The sequence below is a fragment of the Paramixta manurensis genome (assembly GCF_013285385.1).
Classification (GTDB): domain Bacteria; phylum Pseudomonadota; class Gammaproteobacteria; order Enterobacterales; family Enterobacteriaceae; genus Paramixta; species Paramixta manurensis.
Genome location: NZ_CP054212.1, coordinates 1,242,716 through 1,259,984, shown reverse-complemented (window position 1 = coordinate 1,259,984; position 17,269 = coordinate 1,242,716). Strand labels below are relative to the sequence as shown.

General features: G+C 50.8%; 16 protein-coding genes. 10 read left to right on the top strand and 6 right to left on the bottom strand.

Features of this window, described 5'->3' with window-relative positions:
- Positions 1–157 precede the first annotated feature (157 nt).
- From clpX to bolA, 4 genes are all read right to left on the bottom strand, one after another.
- A complete protein-coding gene (clpX, locus tag PMPD1_RS06130) occupies positions 158–1,432 on the bottom strand; it encodes an ATP-dependent protease ATP-binding subunit ClpX (protein ID WP_173633209.1) in 1,275 nt (424 codons plus the stop codon).
- Between the two features lie 125 nt (positions 1,433–1,557).
- Positions 1,558–2,181: an ATP-dependent Clp endopeptidase proteolytic subunit ClpP gene (clpP, locus tag PMPD1_RS06125; protein WP_173633208.1), complete on the bottom strand. Its 624-nt coding sequence runs from the start codon at positions 2,179–2,181 to the stop codon at positions 1,558–1,560.
- Between the two features lie 334 nt (positions 2,182–2,515).
- Positions 2,516–3,820, bottom strand: coding sequence for a trigger factor (gene tig / locus PMPD1_RS06120; protein WP_173633207.1), 1,305 nt, complete (start codon positions 3,818–3,820; stop codon positions 2,516–2,518).
- Between the two features lie 320 nt (positions 3,821–4,140).
- Positions 4,141–4,455, bottom strand: a complete 315-nt coding sequence (gene bolA / locus PMPD1_RS06115; RefSeq protein ID WP_173633206.1) for a transcriptional regulator BolA — start codon at positions 4,453–4,455, stop codon at positions 4,141–4,143.
- A 301-nt stretch (positions 4,456–4,756) separates the two neighbouring features.
- Between bolA and PMPD1_RS06110 the strand changes: the two genes are divergently transcribed.
- From PMPD1_RS06110 to PMPD1_RS06075, 8 genes are all read left to right on the top strand, one after another.
- The gene (locus PMPD1_RS06110; RefSeq protein WP_173633205.1) at positions 4,757–5,335 is read left to right on the top strand and encodes a lipoprotein; all 579 of its coding nucleotides are present in this window, start codon (positions 4,757–4,759) and stop codon (positions 5,333–5,335) included.
- 52 nt (positions 5,336–5,387) lie between these two features.
- Complete coding sequence (gene ampG / locus PMPD1_RS06105; protein ID WP_173633204.1) at positions 5,388–6,866, top strand: muropeptide MFS transporter AmpG; 1,479 nt, start codon at positions 5,388–5,390, stop codon at positions 6,864–6,866.
- Between the two features lie 428 nt (positions 6,867–7,294).
- Positions 7,295–8,221: a cytochrome o ubiquinol oxidase subunit II gene (cyoA, locus tag PMPD1_RS06100; protein ID WP_173633203.1), complete on the top strand. Its 927-nt coding sequence runs from the start codon at positions 7,295–7,297 to the stop codon at positions 8,219–8,221.
- 3 nt (positions 8,222–8,224) lie between these two features.
- Positions 8,225–10,207: a cytochrome o ubiquinol oxidase subunit I gene (gene cyoB / locus PMPD1_RS06095; protein WP_173633202.1), complete on the top strand. Its 1,983-nt coding sequence runs from the start codon at positions 8,225–8,227 to the stop codon at positions 10,205–10,207.
- On the top strand, positions 10,207–10,824 hold the full coding sequence (locus tag PMPD1_RS06090) for a cytochrome o ubiquinol oxidase subunit III (protein WP_173633201.1): 618 nt from the start codon (positions 10,207–10,209) through the stop codon (positions 10,822–10,824). Before cyoB ends, PMPD1_RS06090 begins: the two co-directional genes overlap by 1 nt.
- Complete coding sequence (locus tag PMPD1_RS06085; protein ID WP_173633200.1) at positions 10,821–11,150, top strand: cytochrome o ubiquinol oxidase subunit IV; 330 nt, start codon at positions 10,821–10,823, stop codon at positions 11,148–11,150. The genes PMPD1_RS06090 and PMPD1_RS06085 overlap by 4 nt, the downstream gene beginning before the upstream one ends.
- Positions 11,151–11,163: 13 nt before the next feature.
- Positions 11,164–12,051 carry a heme o synthase gene (gene cyoE, locus PMPD1_RS06080; protein ID WP_173633199.1) on the top strand — a complete coding sequence of 296 codons (888 nt, stop codon included), beginning with the start codon at positions 11,164–11,166 and terminating at the stop codon, positions 12,049–12,051.
- 127 nt (positions 12,052–12,178) lie between these two features.
- Complete coding sequence (locus PMPD1_RS06075) at positions 12,179–13,543, top strand: MFS transporter (RefSeq protein WP_173633198.1); 1,365 nt, start codon at positions 12,179–12,181, stop codon at positions 13,541–13,543.
- Between the two features lie 57 nt (positions 13,544–13,600).
- Here the strand turns inward: PMPD1_RS06075 and PMPD1_RS06070 are convergent, their stop codons facing one another.
- A complete protein-coding gene (locus PMPD1_RS06070) occupies positions 13,601–14,092 on the bottom strand; it encodes a YajQ family cyclic di-GMP-binding protein (RefSeq protein WP_173633197.1) in 492 nt (163 codons plus the stop codon).
- A 130-nt stretch (positions 14,093–14,222) separates the two neighbouring features.
- Between PMPD1_RS06070 and panE the strand changes: the two genes are divergently transcribed.
- Both panE and yajL read left to right on the top strand, forming a co-directional pair.
- On the top strand, positions 14,223–15,143 hold the full coding sequence (panE, locus tag PMPD1_RS06065; protein WP_173633196.1) for a 2-dehydropantoate 2-reductase: 921 nt from the start codon (positions 14,223–14,225) through the stop codon (positions 15,141–15,143).
- Positions 15,097–15,711, top strand: a complete 615-nt coding sequence (yajL, locus tag PMPD1_RS06060; RefSeq protein WP_173633195.1) for a protein deglycase YajL — start codon at positions 15,097–15,099, stop codon at positions 15,709–15,711. Before panE ends, yajL begins: the two co-directional genes overlap by 47 nt.
- Before the next feature lie 47 nt (positions 15,712–15,758).
- On the opposite strand, the gene thiI is transcribed toward yajL, so the two are convergent.
- Entirely contained in the window at positions 15,759–17,207 is a 1,449-nt protein-coding gene (gene thiI, locus PMPD1_RS06055) for a tRNA uracil 4-sulfurtransferase ThiI (protein ID WP_173633194.1), read from the bottom strand.
- Positions 17,208–17,269 lie beyond the last annotated feature (62 nt).

Sequence of the window (17,269 nt, the reverse complement as noted above, 5' to 3'; positions counted from 1 at the left end):
CATAATGCAGGGAATGTGCAGTTAATCCCACAGGTAACTGAGTATATGGGGATGAACACCAGACATTCAACGTCAAGCGCACGAGAAAAACAGCAGAAAAGTAAAAGGGGAAAAAAATTTCCCCTTTTTAGATAACTAACTGGATTAGTTTGCTTATTTATTCGCCAGAGGCTTGCTGTGCCTCATGTTTTCCATAAATCAGCATAGGCTCAGATTGACCATCAATAACCGACTCATCAATCACCACTTTTTCCATATCATCCATTGAAGGAAGATCGTACATGGTTTCCAGCAACGCGCCTTCGACAATGGAGCGCAAACCGCGTGCGCCAGTCTTACGCGACATCGCTTTCTTCGCGATAGCGGTTAACGCCTCGTCACGGAACTCCAGCTCCACGCCTTCCAGATTGAACAATGCCTGGTACTGCTTGGTCAGCGCGTTTTTAGGTTCGCGCAAGATCTGAATCAGCGCTTCTTCGCTCAGTTCATTCAGCGTTGCCACAACCGGCAGACGCCCAATAAATTCAGGAATCAGACCAAACTTAATCAAATCTTCCGGCTCAACCTGCTCCAGCAATTGCCCTTCAGTGGCTTTCTGCGATTTACCTTTCACCGTAGCGCCAAAACCAATACCGGTTCCGGTTTCTACGCGCTGAGAAATCACCTTATCCAGACCGGCAAACGCGCCACCGCAGATAAACAGAATTTTCGAAGTATCTACCTGCAAAAACTCCTGCTGCGGATGTTTACGTCCACCCTGCGGCGGCACGGCAGCGACCGTACCTTCAATCAGTTTAAGCAACGCTTGCTGCACCCCTTCACCAGACACATCACGCGTGATGGAAGGGTTATCCGACTTACGAGAAATCTTATCGATTTCATCGATGTACACAATGCCACGCTGTGCTTTCTGCACATCGTAATCACATTTTTGCAGCAGTTTTTGGATGATATTTTCCACATCCTCGCCCACGTAACCCGCTTCGGTTAATGTAGTGGCGTCTGCCATGGTGAAAGGCACATCCAGCAGGCGCGCCAGCGTTTCAGCCAGCAGCGTTTTACCGCTCCCGGTCGGACCAATCAGCAGAATGTTGCTCTTACCTAACTCAATACCATTGCTGGTATCGCCATTACGTAAGCGTTTGTAGTGGTTATATACCGCAACGGCCAGAACCTTCTTCGCCCGTTCCTGACCGATAACATAATCGTCGAGGTGATGGCGGATTTCGTGCGGCGTCGGCAACGCGCTACGTTCACGATGCGGTGCCACTTCTTTGATCTCTTCGCGAATGATGTCATTGCATAAATCGACACACTCATCGCAGATATATACTGACGGCCCGGCAATCAGCTTACGTACTTCATGCTGGCTTTTGCCGCAAAAAGAGCAGTACAGCAGCTTACCTGAACCGTCTTTGCGCTTATCTGTCATCAGTTAACCTCTTCTTTTATCTCTGTCCGCACAACTATGCGGCGATGGCGACCTCTTTCAGCCGCCCTTATTCGTTGCGACTTGCTCTCCCTACACTATAGCGTATTGATAGCGGGTTTTAAGCCTTATTCACGGTGCGTCAGAATGGAATCGACTAAACCATACTCTACAGCTTCACTCGCCGAGAGGAAACGATCGCGTTCAGTGTCTTTCTCTATTTGTTCAAGAGACTGTCCCGTATGCTCCGCCATCAACTCATTCATACGCTGCTTCACTTTCAGAATTTCGCGCGCATGAATCTCAATATCGGTCGCCTGACCTTGATAGCCACCCAATGGCTGGTGAATCATCACTCGAGAGTTTGGCAGACAGAAGCGCTTACCTTTAGTACCGGCAGTTAACAGGAAAGAGCCCATTGAACAGGCCTGGCCCATACAAATCGTGCTGACATCCGGTTTAATAAACTTCATGGTGTCGTAAATCGACATCCCCGCGGTGATCACCCCGCCAGGAGAGTTAATATAGAGATAAATATCTTTTTCCGGGTTTTCCGCTTCCAGAAACAGCATCTGCGCCACAATCAGATTCGCCATATGATCTTCCACCTGACCGGTAAGGAAAATCACGCGCTCTTTTAACAAGCGGGAATAGATGTCGTAAGAACGCTCTCCGCGAGAGGTTTGTTCAACCACCATTGGCACTAAAGCCATCTGGGGTGCAGTTAATTCACGTTCGCCACTGTATGACATTACCGTCTCCTGGATAAATTTCATTGGCAATTCTCTGTACCGATTTTACTTGAGTGGCTAGCGGAAGACCACGCTTCACACTGCCACTTTCCGACGCCATCCGGACGGTTAATCAGCCAGTCTACATCAAACTATCTGGGGATAGTGTCCTGCTGATTCAAGCATAACAACGTTTTTATCAATCGCTAACCGAGAAAATAGCATTGACGGTAAAATTGTCAGCAAACTAAGGGCAAAAGCCTTAAAACCGGCTAAAAATGTGGCGGCGATCACGGCATAAAAAAGCCCGCCACCTCAACGGCAGCGGGCTTATGTCACGCGACAGAAACGTCAATTACGCCGTAGCGGACTGATTCATCAATTCCTGGAAGTTAGTGGCCTTTTCGGTCACTTTGGCTTTTTCCAGCACGGCTTCAACCGCCTGCTCTTCCAGAGCCACGTTGCGCATATTGTTCATCAGCTCATTATTTTTGCTGTAGAACTCGATCACTTCCTGCGGATCTTCATAGGCAGAAGCCATCTCTTCGATCAGCGTTTTCACACGATCTTCATCCGCTTTCAGCTCGTGAGTACGGATCACTTCGCCCAACAGCAGACCAACGACAACACGGCGTTTAGCTTGTTCTTCAAACAGTTCACGCGGCAGTTCCAGCGCTTGCTTCTCATCACCGCCGAAACGCTGGGCAGCCTGACGACGCAGTACGTCGATTTCGCCGTCGATCAGCGCGGCAGGAACCTCGATCTCGTTGGCATTCACCAACCCGTCAATCGCCTGTGATTTAACGCGATTACGCACCGCGCCTTTCAGCTCACGTTCCATATTCTTACGTACTTCAGTACGCAGACCCGCTACAGTGCCATCTTCCACGCCGAAACGTTTAATAAACTCTTCGGTAAACTCCGGCAATTCGCGCTCTTCAACTTTTTTCAGCACGATAGCGAATTTCGCGTCTTTCCCTTTCAGGTTTTCCGCGTGGTAATCTTCCGGGAATTTCACGTCAATGGTGAACTCTTCGCCTGCCTTATGACCAACGATACCGTCTTCAAAGCCCGGAATCATACGGCCCTGGCCCAATGCCAGCACGAAATCGCTCGCCTTGCCGCCTTCAAATTCTTCGCCGTCAACAGAACCGGTAAAGTCGATAGTCGCGCGATCTTCCGCCGCAACGGCGCCGTCTTTATCTTTCCAGTTCGCCTGCTGCTTACGCAAGGTTTCCAGCATGGTGTCGACATCTTCATCCGTCACTTCTACCACCGGTTTCTCAACTTCGATGGCATCCAGACCTTTCAGCTCAACTTCCGGATAAACTTCAAACTCAACGGAATAGGTAAAATCTTCGCCAAGTTTATATTCGCCCGGCACATAGTTAGGCGCGCCAGCCGGATTAATTTTTTCTTTGATGATAGCGTCAACAAAATTACGCTGCATCAAGTCGCCCAGCACGTCCTGGCGTACAGAAGCGCCATAACGCTGTGCAACAACGTTCATTGGCACTTTTCCTTTACGGAAACCGTCGATACGGACTTTTTTAGCCACGTCGACCAGCTCTTTCTTAACAGCGTTTTCGATGCTGTCAGCAGCGACAGTAATCGTAATGCGACGGCCCAGGCCTTGAGTGGTTTCTACTGAAACTTGCATCTTATTACCTCAAAAAAATCACGTGCTCGGTCAACTTCAGACACCATGCACTGTATTCATGCACCGTATCTAACAACCGGGACGGCCTCTGTTTGTAAGAACCGTATTCCCTGTCAGCAGAAGCGTCCCGAAGACATTCCGGAAAAATAGACGCCGCATTATAGCGGCATCACTGTACCGAGTCGAGAAGGCAAACGGCGCGTAAACCAGCACTTTGTGAGAAAATCTGGCCGAAATCGCAAAAATATCCCTCATCCGCAGCCGCACCAGAAATAAAAAACGGCCCGCAGGCCGTTTACATAGCAACTGAATAAAACGCGTTATGCCAGCGTACCTGCGCCGCGACAATTTGGCGACGCCAGCACGGTATCCTGCAAACCTTCCCACTCTTTTAACGTGTAGGTATGCAAAGCCAACGCATGAACGCTACCCGCCAACTCTTCAGCCAGCGCGCCGTAGATGGCTCGATGGCGCATCAGGAAACGCTGATCCGTAAAGCTGTCGCTAACGATGACCACTTTGAAGTGGCTTTCGGAGCCAGCCGGTACATTATGGCGGTAACTTTCGTCGTGAACCTCCAGCAGTACCGGGTGAAACGCCGTTCTTAACTTTTCTTCTATTTGTTCGCGAATCATAACTACACTCCTCTACGGCTGAGCGCTGCGCCCCATCTCGTTAAATAATAGTCGTTTTTTTACCTTTCCCCCGCCCTAATTAGGAAAAATTACGCGGCGGCCTCTGCCTGGCTGGAGGATTCCCTGATTGACTGCCGCAGCGTCGGCGTTCCGTTTCGCTTCATTGTTTCGGCTTCATCCTGTCCGAAAAAAGCGCAAGATGATGAAATTCCGCGCCATTGGGGCTTTCTTCACGACACGGCAATGATATGATGGCGCGAGTTTTGTCAGCAATATACCTAACGCTATCGAGAAAATAAGCATGCTAAAAAAAATACTCTTTCCGCTGCTGGCTGCCTTCATTCTGGCCGGCTGTGCAAACAACAGCAATACACTTGACGTTCAACCTAAAATTCAACTGCCGCCACAAGATCCCAGCTTGATGGGCGTGACGGTTAGCATCAATGGCGCGGACCAACGTTCCGATCAGGCATTGGCAAAAGTGAACCGCGATAACCAATTGGTTACCCTCACTCCATCGCGCGATCTGCGTTTCTTATTGCAAGAAGTATTGGAAAAGCAGATGACCGCTCGCGGTTATATGGTCGGGCCAAACGGCGCGGTTGACCTGCAGATCGTCGTAAATAATCTCTATGCCGATGTGACCCAAGGTAACGTGCGCTACAGCATCACCACTAAAGCGGATATTTCTATTATCGCCACGGCGAAAAATGGTAATAAGCAGGTGAAGAATTATCGCCAGACCTATAGCGTAGAAGGCGCATTTAACGCCACTAATCAGAAAATCACCAACGCAGTTAACTCCACGCTGAGCGATGTGATTTCCGATATGGCGCAAGACACCAGCATTAGCAGCTTTATCAAGCAAAACGCGCACTAATCTCCTCCTCAATTTGCCCGGCAGTGACGCCGGGCAAATCAGTAAGGTTTGTATGTCCAGCCACTATCTGCGAATTTTCACTCAACGTAACGCCGCCCTGTTATTACTATTAGGGTTCGCCTCCGGCTTACCACTGGCGCTGACCTCCGGCACTTTGCAGGCATGGATGACGGTTGAAGGCGTCGATCTCAAAACCATTGGTTTCTTTTCTCTGGTCGGTCAGGCTTACGTGTTCAAATTCCTCTGGTCGCCGATGATGGACAGGTACACACCGCCCTTTCTCGGACGGCGTCGTGGCTGGCTGCTGATTTCGCAATTGCTGTTAGTCGGCGGTATCGCGCTGATGGGAACGTTGGAGCCTGCGCGTAACCTTACGCTGCTCGCCGCGTTGGCGGTGCTGGTCGCCTTTTGTTCTGCTTCGCAAGATATTGTCTTTGATGCGTGGAAAACCGATGTGCTTCCGGCCGAAGAGCGCGGCAGCGGCGCCGCTATCACTGTGCTCGGCTATCGCCTGGCGATGCTGGTCTCCGGCGGTCTTGCGCTGTGGTTGGCCGATCGCTATCTCGGTTGGCAAGCCACTTACTGGCTAATGGCGCTAATGATGGTACCGGGGATAATCGCAACGCTTTTGGCCCAAGAGCCCACTGACGTTGTCGCGCGTCCGCACTCGCTTGAAGAAGCGGTAATGGCACCGCTGCGCGATTTTTTCTCTCGGAATAATGCCTGGATAATCCTCGCATTGATTGTGTTGTACAAACTTGGCGATGCATTCGCCGCTAGCCTAACAACCACCTTCTTAATTCGCGGCGTTGGCTTTAATGCCGGGGACGTCGGCTTGGTTAACAAAACGCTGGGGCTGCTGGCAACAATTATCGGCGCCCTGTACGGCGGTGTATTAATGCAACGCCTGACGCTGTTTCGCGCACTGATGCTGTTTGGCGTATTGCAGGCGATCTCCAATCTGGGTTACTTACTTTTATCTATTAGCGATAAACATTTGTTGAGCATGGCGAGCGCGGTTTTCGTTGAAAACTTGTGCGGTGGAATGGGCACCGCGGCGTTTGTTGCGCTGCTGATGACGCTGTGTAACCGCTCCTTTTCCGCCACACAGTTTGCCTTACTTTCCGCGTTATCGGCCGTTGGGCGCGTCTACGTTGGCCCCGCCGCAGGTTGGCTGGTCGAATTATGGGGCTGGCCAGGGTTTTATGCATTTTCGGTGGTGGTGGCGTTACCGGGGCTATTTTTGCTCGCCGCCTGTAAACATACGCTCTCTTACACTCAGGAAAACGGTACTTTCTTACCACGCACCTTGTGGCCAGGCGGTTACCGTTGGGCACTGCGTCTGCTCAGTGCTGGTTGCCTGTTATTGGCGGTCTGGCTAGTCATCTTTGGGGTGAACGCAAGCGGTTGGCAACTTCTGCCGCACGCTCTGTCGGGGCTGTTTGAGGCCGGGATGATTTTCCTGGTGACTGGCATTGTGTTCGGCACCGTGCTGGACTATTTCGCATTACGTAAAGCGCACCCACTATAGGCACAAGCTAATCCACTGCTTTCCACGCCTGCACAGGGCGCTATTATTTGCGCCTCCGCCATTATTTTAAAAAATTAATTGGATGCGCTACCATTACGCCTAAAATTATTAAAAACCGGTGCGTAATTATTTTTTGTTTAATTATTATCTCCAAAATGATGCAGATTTGTTAAATATTTGGTTCTATTTTTCGCTGTTTATATTACTGGATTTTTTACTAACGAAAAACGCGCCGCTTTTGTTATATTAGTGCCAACCTCTTGTGAATGTTAATGTTTTGTCATTTCCCGTAACATCTGTGACACCCTTAGCAAAAGGTGTCAACACGGGCCTGACACTACCCTAAGCTGGTTTACACTACTTAAACCTTCCCGTAAAATGCCGCCACACTTAAACGACAATAGAGCCCTTGTCATTGAGGTCGTTAAATGAGACTCAGGAAATACAATAAAAGTTTGGGGATTTTGTCATTAATTGCGGGTACTTTATTGTTAAGTGCCTGCGATAGTGCGTTGTTGAATCCCAAAGGACAGGTTGCGATGGAGCAACGCTCGTTGATACTGACGGCCTTTGGTCTGATGTTGATCGTCGTTATTCCGGCAGTCCTCATGGCAGTTGTGTTCGCATGGAAATATCGTGCTTCTAACACAAATGCGAAATACAGCCCGAACTGGTCACACTCAAATAAAGTGGAAGCCGTGGTCTGGACTGTTCCTATCTTAATCATCGTGTTTCTCGCGATTCTGACATGGAAATCAACCCATGCGCTGGAACCGAGCAAACCGCTGGCCTCGGATGCGAAGCCGATTGAGATCGATGTCGTGGCGTTGGATTGGAAGTGGTTGTTCATCTATCCGGAACAGGGAATTGCAACGGTCAACCAGATCGCATTCCCGGCGAATACTCCGGTGAGCTTCAAAATCACCTCTAACTCCGTAATGAACTCCTTCTTCATTCCTACTTTAGGTAGCCAAATCTACGCGATGGCGGGGATGCAGACTCAACTGCATTTGATCGCGAACGAGCCGGGCACCTTTGACGGTATTTCCGCTAACTTTAGCGGCCGTGGTTTCTCCGGAATGAAATTCAAAGCGATCGCCACGCCGGACAAAGCTGCATTTGACCAATGGGTAGCGAAAGCGAAGCAGGCGCCGAATACTTTAACCACTATGGATGATTTCGAAAAACTGGCTGCGCCAAGCGAAGATCACCCGGTTGAGTACTTCTCAAGTGCAAATCCTGAATTGTTTAAGCAGGTTATCGACAAATTCATGGCCAACCACGGGAAGATGGACATGTCTGGTCACGAGGGCATGGACATGAGTGAAGCCTCTCACGCGGGAGCCGAGGAATAAACGATGTTCGGAAAACTAACACTGGATGCAGTGCCATATCATGAACCCATTATCGTGGTTACGGTTGCTGCCATCATTCTTATTGCCTTGGCGGGTGTCGCTGGCATAACTTACTTCGGTAAGTGGAAGTATCTGTGGTCAGAATGGTTCACTTCAATTGACCACAAAAAACTGGGCATCATGTATATCATCGTCGCCTTTGTGATGTTAATACGTGGTTTTTCCGATGCCATTATGATGCGTAGCCAACAGGTTCTGGCTTCCGCTGGCGAAGCGGGCTTCCTGCCGCCTCATCACTACGATCAGATCTTCACCGCCCACGGCGTGATTATGATCTTCTTCGTGGCGATGCCGTTCGTTATCGGTTTGATGAACATTGCCGTTCCGTTACAGATCGGCGCGCGCGACGTGGCATTCCCTTTCCTGAATAACCTGAGTTTCTGGTTCACCGCCGTCGGTGTGATCCTCGTTAACCTCTCTCTGGGTGTTGGCGAATTCGCACAAACTGGCTGGCTGGCCTACCCGCCGCTTTCGGGGGCGGAATATAGTCCGGGCGTTGGGGTCGATTACTGGATATGGAGTTTGCAGATTTCCGGTATCGGTACCACATTAACGGGTATTAACTTCTTCGTTACTATCCTGAAAATGCGCGCGCCTGGCATGACCATGTTTAAAATGCCGGTGTTCACTTGGGCATCGCTGTGTACTAACGTGCTGATTATCGCTTCGTTCCCGGTTCTGACCGTAACGCTGGCGCTGCTGACTCTTGACCGTTATCTGGGCTTCCATTTCTTTACCAATGAGATGGGCGGCAACATGATGATGTATGTCAACCTGATTTGGGTATGGGGTCACCCGGAAGTTTACATTTTGGTGCTGCCGGTATTTGGCGTGTTCTCCGAAGTGGTGGCAACTTTCTCGAAAAAACGTCTGTTTGGTTATACCTCGCTGGTGTGGGCAACGGTGGTTATCACCATCCTGTCCTTTATCGTTTGGTTGCACCACTTCTTCACCATGGGTGCGGGCGCCAACGTTAACGCCTTCTTTGGTATTATGACGATGATTATCGCCATCCCAACCGGCGTGAAAATCTTCAACTGGCTGTTCACCATGTACCAGGGTCGCATTGAGATGCACTCTTCTATGTTGTGGACTGTAGGCTTCCTGGTCACGTTCTCTGTTGGTGGTATGACCGGCGTTCTGCTGGCGGTACCGGGCGCTGACTTTGTGCTGCACAACAGCCTGTTCCTGATTGCGCACTTCCATAACGTCATCATCGGCGGCGTGGTATTCGGTTGTTTTGCCGGTGTGACTTACTGGTTCCCGAAAGCATTTGGTTTCACCCTGAACGAAAAATGGGGTATCCGCGCGTTCTGGTTCTGGATCATCGGTTTCTTCACCGCGTTTATGCCGCTGTACGCTTTGGGCTTTATGGGGATGACCCGTCGCCTGAGCCAGAATATTGATCCACAGTTCCATCCGTTGCTGGTTGTTGCAGCAGGCGGTGCGGCACTGATTGCGCTGGGCGTTCTCTGCCAGGTGATTCAATTCTGGGTTTCCGTTCGCGATCGCGAGCAAAACCGTGACCTGACGGGTGATCCGTGGGGTGGCCGTACGCTGGAGTGGTCAATCTCTTCACCGCCGCCGTTCTATAACTTTGCCGTGATTCCTGAAGTCCACGAACGTGATGCGTTCTGGGAAATGAAAGAAAAAGGCGAAGCCTATAAGCAACCGGCGCATTACGAAGAGATCCATATGCCGAAAAACAGCGGCATGGGCGTAGTGATCGGCTTCTTTAGCCTGGTGTTTGGTTTCGCGGCTATCTGGCATATCTGGTGGCTGGTGATCGTGTGCTTCTTGGGCATGATCGTGAGCTGGATTGGTAAAAGCTTTGACGAAGACGTTGATTACTATGTGCCGGTTAAAGAGGTACAGGAAATCGAGAATCAGCACTTTGAAGAAATTAGCAAAGCAGGTCTGAAATAATGTCGACTGAAACTCTGACTAAACACCACGACGCCCATGCTGAGCATGGGCATCACGATGCGGGAGCCAATAAGGTCTTTGGTTTCTGGATCTACCTGATGAGCGACTGCATTATCTTCGCAACCCTGTTTGCGACCTATGCGGTTATGATGAATAGCACTGCCGGCGGCCCGGCAGGCAAAGACATCTTTGAACTGCCGTTCGTGCTGGGTGAAACCGCCCTGCTGCTGTTTAGCTCAATTACCTATGGTATGGCGGTCATCGCCATGAACCACGGTAATAAAGGTGCGGTTAACGGCTGGTTGATCCTGACTTTCCTGTTTGGGCTCGGCTTTATCGGGATGGAAATCTATGAGTTCCATCATCTGATCATGGAAGGTTATGGTCCGAATCGTAGCGGCTTCCTCTCCGGCTTCTTTACGCTGGTGGGTACCCACGGTCTGCACGTTACCTCCGGTTTGATCTGGATGCTGGTGCTGATGTATCAAGTTGCCACCCGCGGCCTGACCAGTACCAACCGTACCCGCATCATGTGCCTCAGCATGTTCTGGCACTTCCTTGATGTGGTCTGGATTTGCGTATTCACCGTTGTCTATCTGTTGGGGGCCATGTCATGAGTCATTCCGTTAACGAACATGGTGCATCACACGGTAGCGTGAAGTCTTATATGATAGGTTTTATCCTGTCTATCATTCTGACCGCCATTCCGTTCTGGATGGTAATGGAAGGTAGCGCGTCTAAAGGCGCTATCTTAGGCGTGGTCTTGGTTTGTGCGATTGTCCAGGTGCTGGTGCACCTGGTGTACTTCCTGCACTTGAATACCTCCTCCGAGGAACGCTGGAACCTGGTGGCGATAGTCTTTGCGGCTATTGTTATCCTGATCGTTGTTGTTGGCTCGCTATGGATCATGTGGAACCTCAACTACAATATGATGGCCCACTAAAGAGTCGCCTGTGATGATTAAGCAATACCTACAAGTAACCAAACCAGGAATTATTTTCGGCAATTTAATTTCTGTCATTGGGGGATTTTTACTGGCTTCCAAAGGCAGTATTGATTACCCCCTGTTTCTCACCACCTTGGTCGGTGTCTCATTGGTGGTTGCGTCAGGTTGTGCATTTAACAACGTGATTGACCGTGACATTGACAAAAAAATGGAGAGAACCAGGAATCGAGTGCTGGTTAAAGGCCTCATCTCTGCGAAAGTAACCCTGGTTTATGCAACCATCCTGGGTATTGCTGGCTTTGCGTTACTCTATCTTGGCGCTAATCCGCTAGCCATGTGGCTAGCGGTGATGGGCTTTGTGGTTTACGTTGGCGTTTATAGCCTGTATATGAAGCGTAACTCGGTATACGGCACGCTGATCGGTAGCCTTTCCGGCGCCGCGCCGCCGGTTATCGGTTACTGCGCGGTCACCAATCAATTTGATGCCGGTGCCTTGATCCTGCTGGCGATCTTTAGCCTGTGGCAGATGCCGCACTCCTATGCGATTGCCATCTTCCGCTTTAAAGATTATCAAGCGGCCAATATTCCGGTTCTACCGGTGGTAAAAGGGATTTCGGTGGCGAAGAACCATATTACGCTCTATATCCTGGCGTTTATGATTGCCACGTTAATGCTGACGCTGAGCGGTTATGCTGGCTATAAATATCTGGTGGTTGCTGCGGCGGTAAGCGTGTGGTGGCTTGGAATGGCTTTGTCCGGTTACAAAACCTCAAACGATCGCGTTTGGGCGCGTAAACTGTTCGTGTTTTCCATTGTCGCCATCACCTCGCTTAGTGTGATGATGTCGGTGGATTTCATGACCCCGGCCACCAAAGATTTACTGACCTACGTTTGGTAACAACAGGCTACATCACTAAGGGCGCTTTTACAGCGCCCTTTCTTTTTGTTACCACTGCTTAAAAACTTCTGTTTTACCCGCCCTGCCCTGCTCCTTAAAATAGGGTCGTAAACTAACTGAGGTAGGAATGAACGATAACAAAATGACCCCGGTTGAGCTTCGGGCAACATGGGGGCTGGGCACGGTATTTTCTCTGCGCATGCTGGGAATGTTTATGGTGTTGCCGGTATTGACCACTTACGGCATGGCGTTACAGGGCGCAAGTGAAGCATTGATTGGGCTGGCGATTGGGATTTACGGCATGGCGCAGGCGGTGTTTCAAATCCCTTTCGGCCTACTTTCCGATCGCGTTGGTCGTAAGCCGTTAATTGTCGGCGGCCTGCTGGTGTTTGTATTAGGCAGCGTCATCGCCGCCAGTACCACTTCAATCTGGGGGGTGATACTGGGCCGGGCATTACAGGGCTCCGGCGCCATTGCCGCAGCGGTGATGGCCTTGCTTTCCGATTTAACCCGTGAACAGAATCGCACCAAGGCCATGGCGTTTATTGGCATCAGTTTCGGTATCACCTTTGCCATCGCGATGGTGCTAGGGCCGATTATTACTCATGCGCTGGGCCTGCATGCGCTATTTTGGATGATTGCGCTCCTCGCCAGCGGCGGGATTATCATTACACTATTGGTCGTGCCTGCCGCGCCGCATCACGTACTAAACCGCGAGTCCGGCATCGTTAAGGGCAGTATCCGGCAGGTGTTAGCAAACACTCGCCTGTTAAAACTGAACTTCGGTATCCTCTGCCTGCACATCTTACTGATGTCGAGCTTTGTAGCATTGCCCGGACAATTTGAACAAGCCGGCTTTCCCCCCAACCAGCACTGGAAAGTGTATTTGGTTACGATGTTGATTGCGTTCGGCGGCGTGGTGCCCTTCATTATTTATGCCGAAGTTAAACGCCGGATGAAGCGTGTATTTGTCGGTTGCGTCGGTCTGTTATTGGTGGCGGAAATTGTGCTGTGGGGAGCAGGTAATCATTTCTGGACCTTGGTGTGCGGAGTTCAGCTTTTTTTCCTTGCCTTTAATCTGATGGAGGCCATCCTGCCTTCTCTGGTGAGTAAAGAATCACCCGCTGGCTATAAAGGCACCGCGATGGGGCTCTATTCCACCAGCCAATTTATTGGCGTCGCGATAGGCGGCAGCCTCGGCGGCTGGCTACTCGGCTCGTTTGATGCACAGACGGTTTTTCTGGCCGGCACTCTTCTTGCGGCAATTTGGTTACTGGTTAGCAGCACCATGCAGGAACCGCCCTATGTCAGCAGCTTACGTATTGTGCTCGACGAAGCCGCGCTCAATGAGCCGGATTTAGAGCAGCGCCTGAAAGCGCAAGCTGGCGTGACTTCGGTGTTTATCGTGCGCGAGGAAAAGAGCGCCTATGTAAAAATCGACAGCAAAGTCACTAATCGCGTTGAATTAGAAGCGTTGATTGCGTCAGCTTGATGAGAAATTAGCTAGATTACGCCTTAGCCAATAAGGCGTAATCGGCCGATAGCGGCATTAGTCGCGGAAGTTTTTAAACTGGAAGGGTTGGCCCAGATCGCCCTTGCGCACCAGCGCCATCGCGCTTTGCAGATCGTCGCGGGATTTACCGGTTACGCGCACCTCATCGCCCTGAATTTGTGACTGTACTTTCAGCTTGCTCTCTTTAATCAGCTTCACCAGCTTTTTCGCTACATCGGTTTCAATCCCTTTTTTCATTTTGGCATCCACGCTCCAGGTTTTCCCGCTGTGCTCAATTTCTTCCGGAATATCCAGCGCCGCGCCTTCAATACCCCGTTTGAGCAGCTTCTCGCGCAAAATATCCACTAACTGCTTAACCTGAAAATCGGACTCGCTGCTAACTTTGATGGTTTCGTTTTTCTCATTCAACTCAAAGCTGGCAGTAACGTTACGAAAATCGAAGCGGGTTGAAAGCTCGCGGTTGGCATTTTCCACCGCATTACGCACTTCCTGCATGTCGATTTCTGAAACAATATCGAAAGATGGCATGATTTAGTCTCCAGTCACTAAAGTGACATGCATAATACCCGCTTGCGCCGGGCAAATAAAATCGTTGCCGCATAAAGCTATACTAAGAAGACCTGTCACCGGAATCAGATACCGTCCGCAGGGAGGAAAAATGAAAATTACTGTTTTGGGCTGTGGAGCCCTTGGGCAGATTTGGTTATCCGCCCTTGATGACCAGGGACATGAAGTACAAGGCTGGCTGCGCGTACCGCAACCTTGGTGTTCGGTCAATGTGGTCGGCGTTGACGGAGAAACGGTCAACAAAATGTTTATCGCTAACGACCCGCTGTTCTTGGCTGAAAGCGAGTTGTTACTGGTGACGCTGAAAGCCTGGCAAGTCTCGGAGGCGGTGAAAAATTTACAGGCCCTGCTCCCTGAACATTGTCCAATTTTACTGCTACACAACGGAATGGGTACGCTGGATGAGCTAAAAGGTGTGAAACAACCGTTATTGCAGGGGATCACTACCCATGCGGCAAAACGGGACGGCACAGTCATCGTGCATGTGGCGAATGGCATTACCCACATCGGCCCCGGCACGCCGGATAGCGCCGCATTAAGCAGCCTGGCCGAAACGCTCCATCACGCACTACCGGATGTTGCCTGGCATGACCATTTGGCCTCAGCCAGTTGGCAAAAACTGGCGGTTAATTGCGTCATCAATCCGCTGACGGTAGAACATGATTGCCGTAACGGCGATCTGCTGGAACACAGGTCGCAAATTAGCGTGCTGTGCGAAGAAATCGCGCTGGTGATGGAGCGAGAAGGTCAGCATACCTCGTTCGATAGCGTGATGAATTATGTGCTGGCCGTGATAGAAAGTACGGCGGAAAATAGCTCATCAATGCGGCAAGACATCCATGCGCAGCGGCGCACCGAAATAGAATATATTACCGGCTACTTACTGCGCCGGGCGCGGGCTCAGGGCATTGTTACGCCGGAAAATAGCCGTCTTTACGAGTTAGTTAAACGAAAGGAGCAGAATTATGAGCGCGAACGCATCGGTGTTGGTTTGCCTGGCACATGGCACTGAAGAGACCGAAGCAGTCACCACCATTGATCTGCTGGTACGCGGCGGTATAGCGGTCACCACCGCCAGCGTTAGTGAGAGTGGCGAACGCGAAGTGGTGTGTTCGCGTGGCGTGCGGCTGCTGGCGGATACCGCGTTGATCGAGGTGGCGGATAATGACTTTGCCGCGATCGTTCTACCCGGCGGATTGCAGGGCGCAAAAGCCTTTCGCGATAGCCCTTTACTGGTCGAAACCGTGCGTCAATTCCACTTGTCCGGACGCATTGTTGCCGCCATCTGCGCGGCAGCCGGTACCGTATTGGTGCCGCATGATTTATTTCCGGTCGGCAATATGACCGGTTTTCCGGGCCTAAAAGAGACCATCCCGGCGGAGAAGTGGGTAGAAAAGCGAGTGGTGTGGGATCCGCGTGTGAACTTGCTCACCAGCCAAGGGCCTGGCACCGCCATTGATTTTGCCCTTAAGCTGGTTGATTTGTTATGCGGGAAACAGAAAGCCGGTGAGGTCGCGTCGCAACTGGTCCTGGCGGCCGGTATTTACGACTATCGGGACACCTCTCCCCTTACCGCTTAACGTTTGATTACCCGTGGGCGATGCGCGCATCGCCCCTTTCATCATGGCTACGGGCGGTATACCTTCACATTGGTAAACCCTTGTTCGTGCAAATACAACGCCTGTAATCGGCTCATCACGCCACGCTCGCAATACAGCAGCCAGGTTTTACTTTGATCAAGGTCACCAAACTGCGTAGCCAGTTTATAGAACGGTAGCGATTTTACCTCAATCCCTTCCCTATTCAACGGCTTATGCTCTTGCTCATCTGGTGAGCGGATATCCAATAGCACTTCATTGGCCGAGAAAGAGGCGACGGTTTCTACTTCAACCACCTCTTCTTGCGTCTGCATGGCAATCTCACGGACATCAACGTTCGTCGCTTCCTGCACCACCCGGTCGAGAATCGCGAAGTCAAAATTCTCTTCTTCGGCTTCAATTTTGGCTTTTACCGCTTTCACCGTTGGGCTTTTGGAAATCACACCACAATATTCCGGCATGGTGCGCGCAAAATCCTCGGTGCCGATGTGACGCGCCAGATTGATGATGTGTTCTTTATCGTGTGAAATCAGCGGACGCAGGATCAGCGTATCTGACGCATTATCGATCAGCCGTAAATTGGTCAATGTTTGGCTGGAAACCTGCCCCAATGCTTCTCCGGTGACAAGCGCCTGCACACCGTAGCGCTCCGCCACTCTGGAGGCCGCGCGCACCATCATCCGCTTCAGCACCACGCCCATCTGGCCGTCATCAACTTTTTCGAGAATTTCACCCACCACCGGTTCGAAATTGATCGCCACAAAGCGCACCCGATGGGAACGACCAAAACGGTTCCACAGGTAATGTGCGACCTGACGTACGCCAATTTCGTGGGCCGCGCCACCAAGATTAAAGAAGCAGTAATGCACGCGGCAACCACGACGCATCAACATATAACTGGAAACACCGGAATCAAACCCGCCGGAAATCAGTGACAACACATCTTCCTGGGTGCCGATAGGAAAACCGCCAATCCCCTCATAGCGCCCGGTGATCAACAACAACCGATCATCTTCGATTTCCAGATTAACGGTGACGTCAGGATGGTTGAGTTTCACCTGCGCGCTGGCAATATGCTGGTTCAACCCACCGCCAACGTAGCGCTCCACATCCTGCGAACTGAAATCATGTTTCCCACGGCGCTTCACACGCACACAAAAGGTTTTGCCTTCAACGCGCTCCCGGTAAAGCTCCAACGTTTGTTCGAAGATATGATGCACATCGTTATACGGGCGATCTTCAACCGCTAAGATGTGGTGGATGCCAGGAATACGCGTCAATTCGTCCACTAACGTGGCACGCAGACTTTCATCTTTGGAACGAACTTCGATATGATCCCAGTGGCGTACCACCGCGAGCGTTTCATCAAGGTGCTTAAGAACGTTGCGAATATTCCCGGTTAAGATTTTGATAAAGCGCAAACGCACTGACTGGCTTTTAATGGTGATTTCAGGGAATAATTTAATGATAAACTTCATGGCGGCACAGGTTCGTTGGACAATTAGGGGCTTAAACACACCCTTAACTGCTAAGATCAAAA

Excerpts from the sequence above, each read along its gene's own strand:
- bolA (WP_173633206.1), bottom strand. The coding sequence starts at position 4,455 with ATGATTCGCGAACAAATAGAAGAAAAGTTAAGAACGGCGTTTCACCCG.
- PMPD1_RS06070 (WP_173633197.1), bottom strand. The coding sequence starts at position 14,092 with ATGCCATCTTTCGATATTGTTTCAGAAATCGACATGCAGGAAGTGCGT.
- clpX (WP_173633209.1), bottom strand. The coding sequence starts at position 1,432 with ATGACAGATAAGCGCAAAGACGGTTCAGGTAAGCTGCTGTACTGCTCT.
- panE (WP_173633196.1), top strand. The coding sequence starts at position 14,223 with ATGAAAATTACTGTTTTGGGCTGTGGAGCCCTTGGGCAGATTTGGTTA.
- cyoA (WP_173633203.1), top strand. The coding sequence starts at position 7,295 with ATGAGACTCAGGAAATACAATAAAAGTTTGGGGATTTTGTCATTAATT.
- tig (WP_173633207.1), bottom strand. The coding sequence starts at position 3,820 with ATGCAAGTTTCAGTAGAAACCACTCAAGGCCTGGGCCGTCGCATTACG.
- clpP (WP_173633208.1), bottom strand. The coding sequence starts at position 2,181 with ATGTCATACAGTGGCGAACGTGAATTAACTGCACCCCAGATGGCTTTA.
- yajL (WP_173633195.1), top strand. The coding sequence starts at position 15,097 with ATGAGCGCGAACGCATCGGTGTTGGTTTGCCTGGCACATGGCACTGAA.
- PMPD1_RS06110 (WP_173633205.1), top strand. The coding sequence starts at position 4,757 with ATGCTAAAAAAAATACTCTTTCCGCTGCTGGCTGCCTTCATTCTGGCC.
- PMPD1_RS06090 (WP_173633201.1), top strand. The coding sequence starts at position 10,207 with ATGTCGACTGAAACTCTGACTAAACACCACGACGCCCATGCTGAGCAT.
- ampG (WP_173633204.1), top strand. The coding sequence starts at position 5,388 with ATGTCCAGCCACTATCTGCGAATTTTCACTCAACGTAACGCCGCCCTG.
- PMPD1_RS06085 (WP_173633200.1), top strand. The coding sequence starts at position 10,821 with ATGAGTCATTCCGTTAACGAACATGGTGCATCACACGGTAGCGTGAAG.
- PMPD1_RS06075 (WP_173633198.1), top strand. The coding sequence starts at position 12,179 with ATGAACGATAACAAAATGACCCCGGTTGAGCTTCGGGCAACATGGGGG.
- cyoB (WP_173633202.1), top strand. The coding sequence starts at position 8,225 with ATGTTCGGAAAACTAACACTGGATGCAGTGCCATATCATGAACCCATT.
- thiI (WP_173633194.1), bottom strand. The coding sequence starts at position 17,207 with ATGAAGTTTATCATTAAATTATTCCCTGAAATCACCATTAAAAGCCAG.
- cyoE (WP_173633199.1), top strand. The coding sequence starts at position 11,164 with ATGATTAAGCAATACCTACAAGTAACCAAACCAGGAATTATTTTCGGC.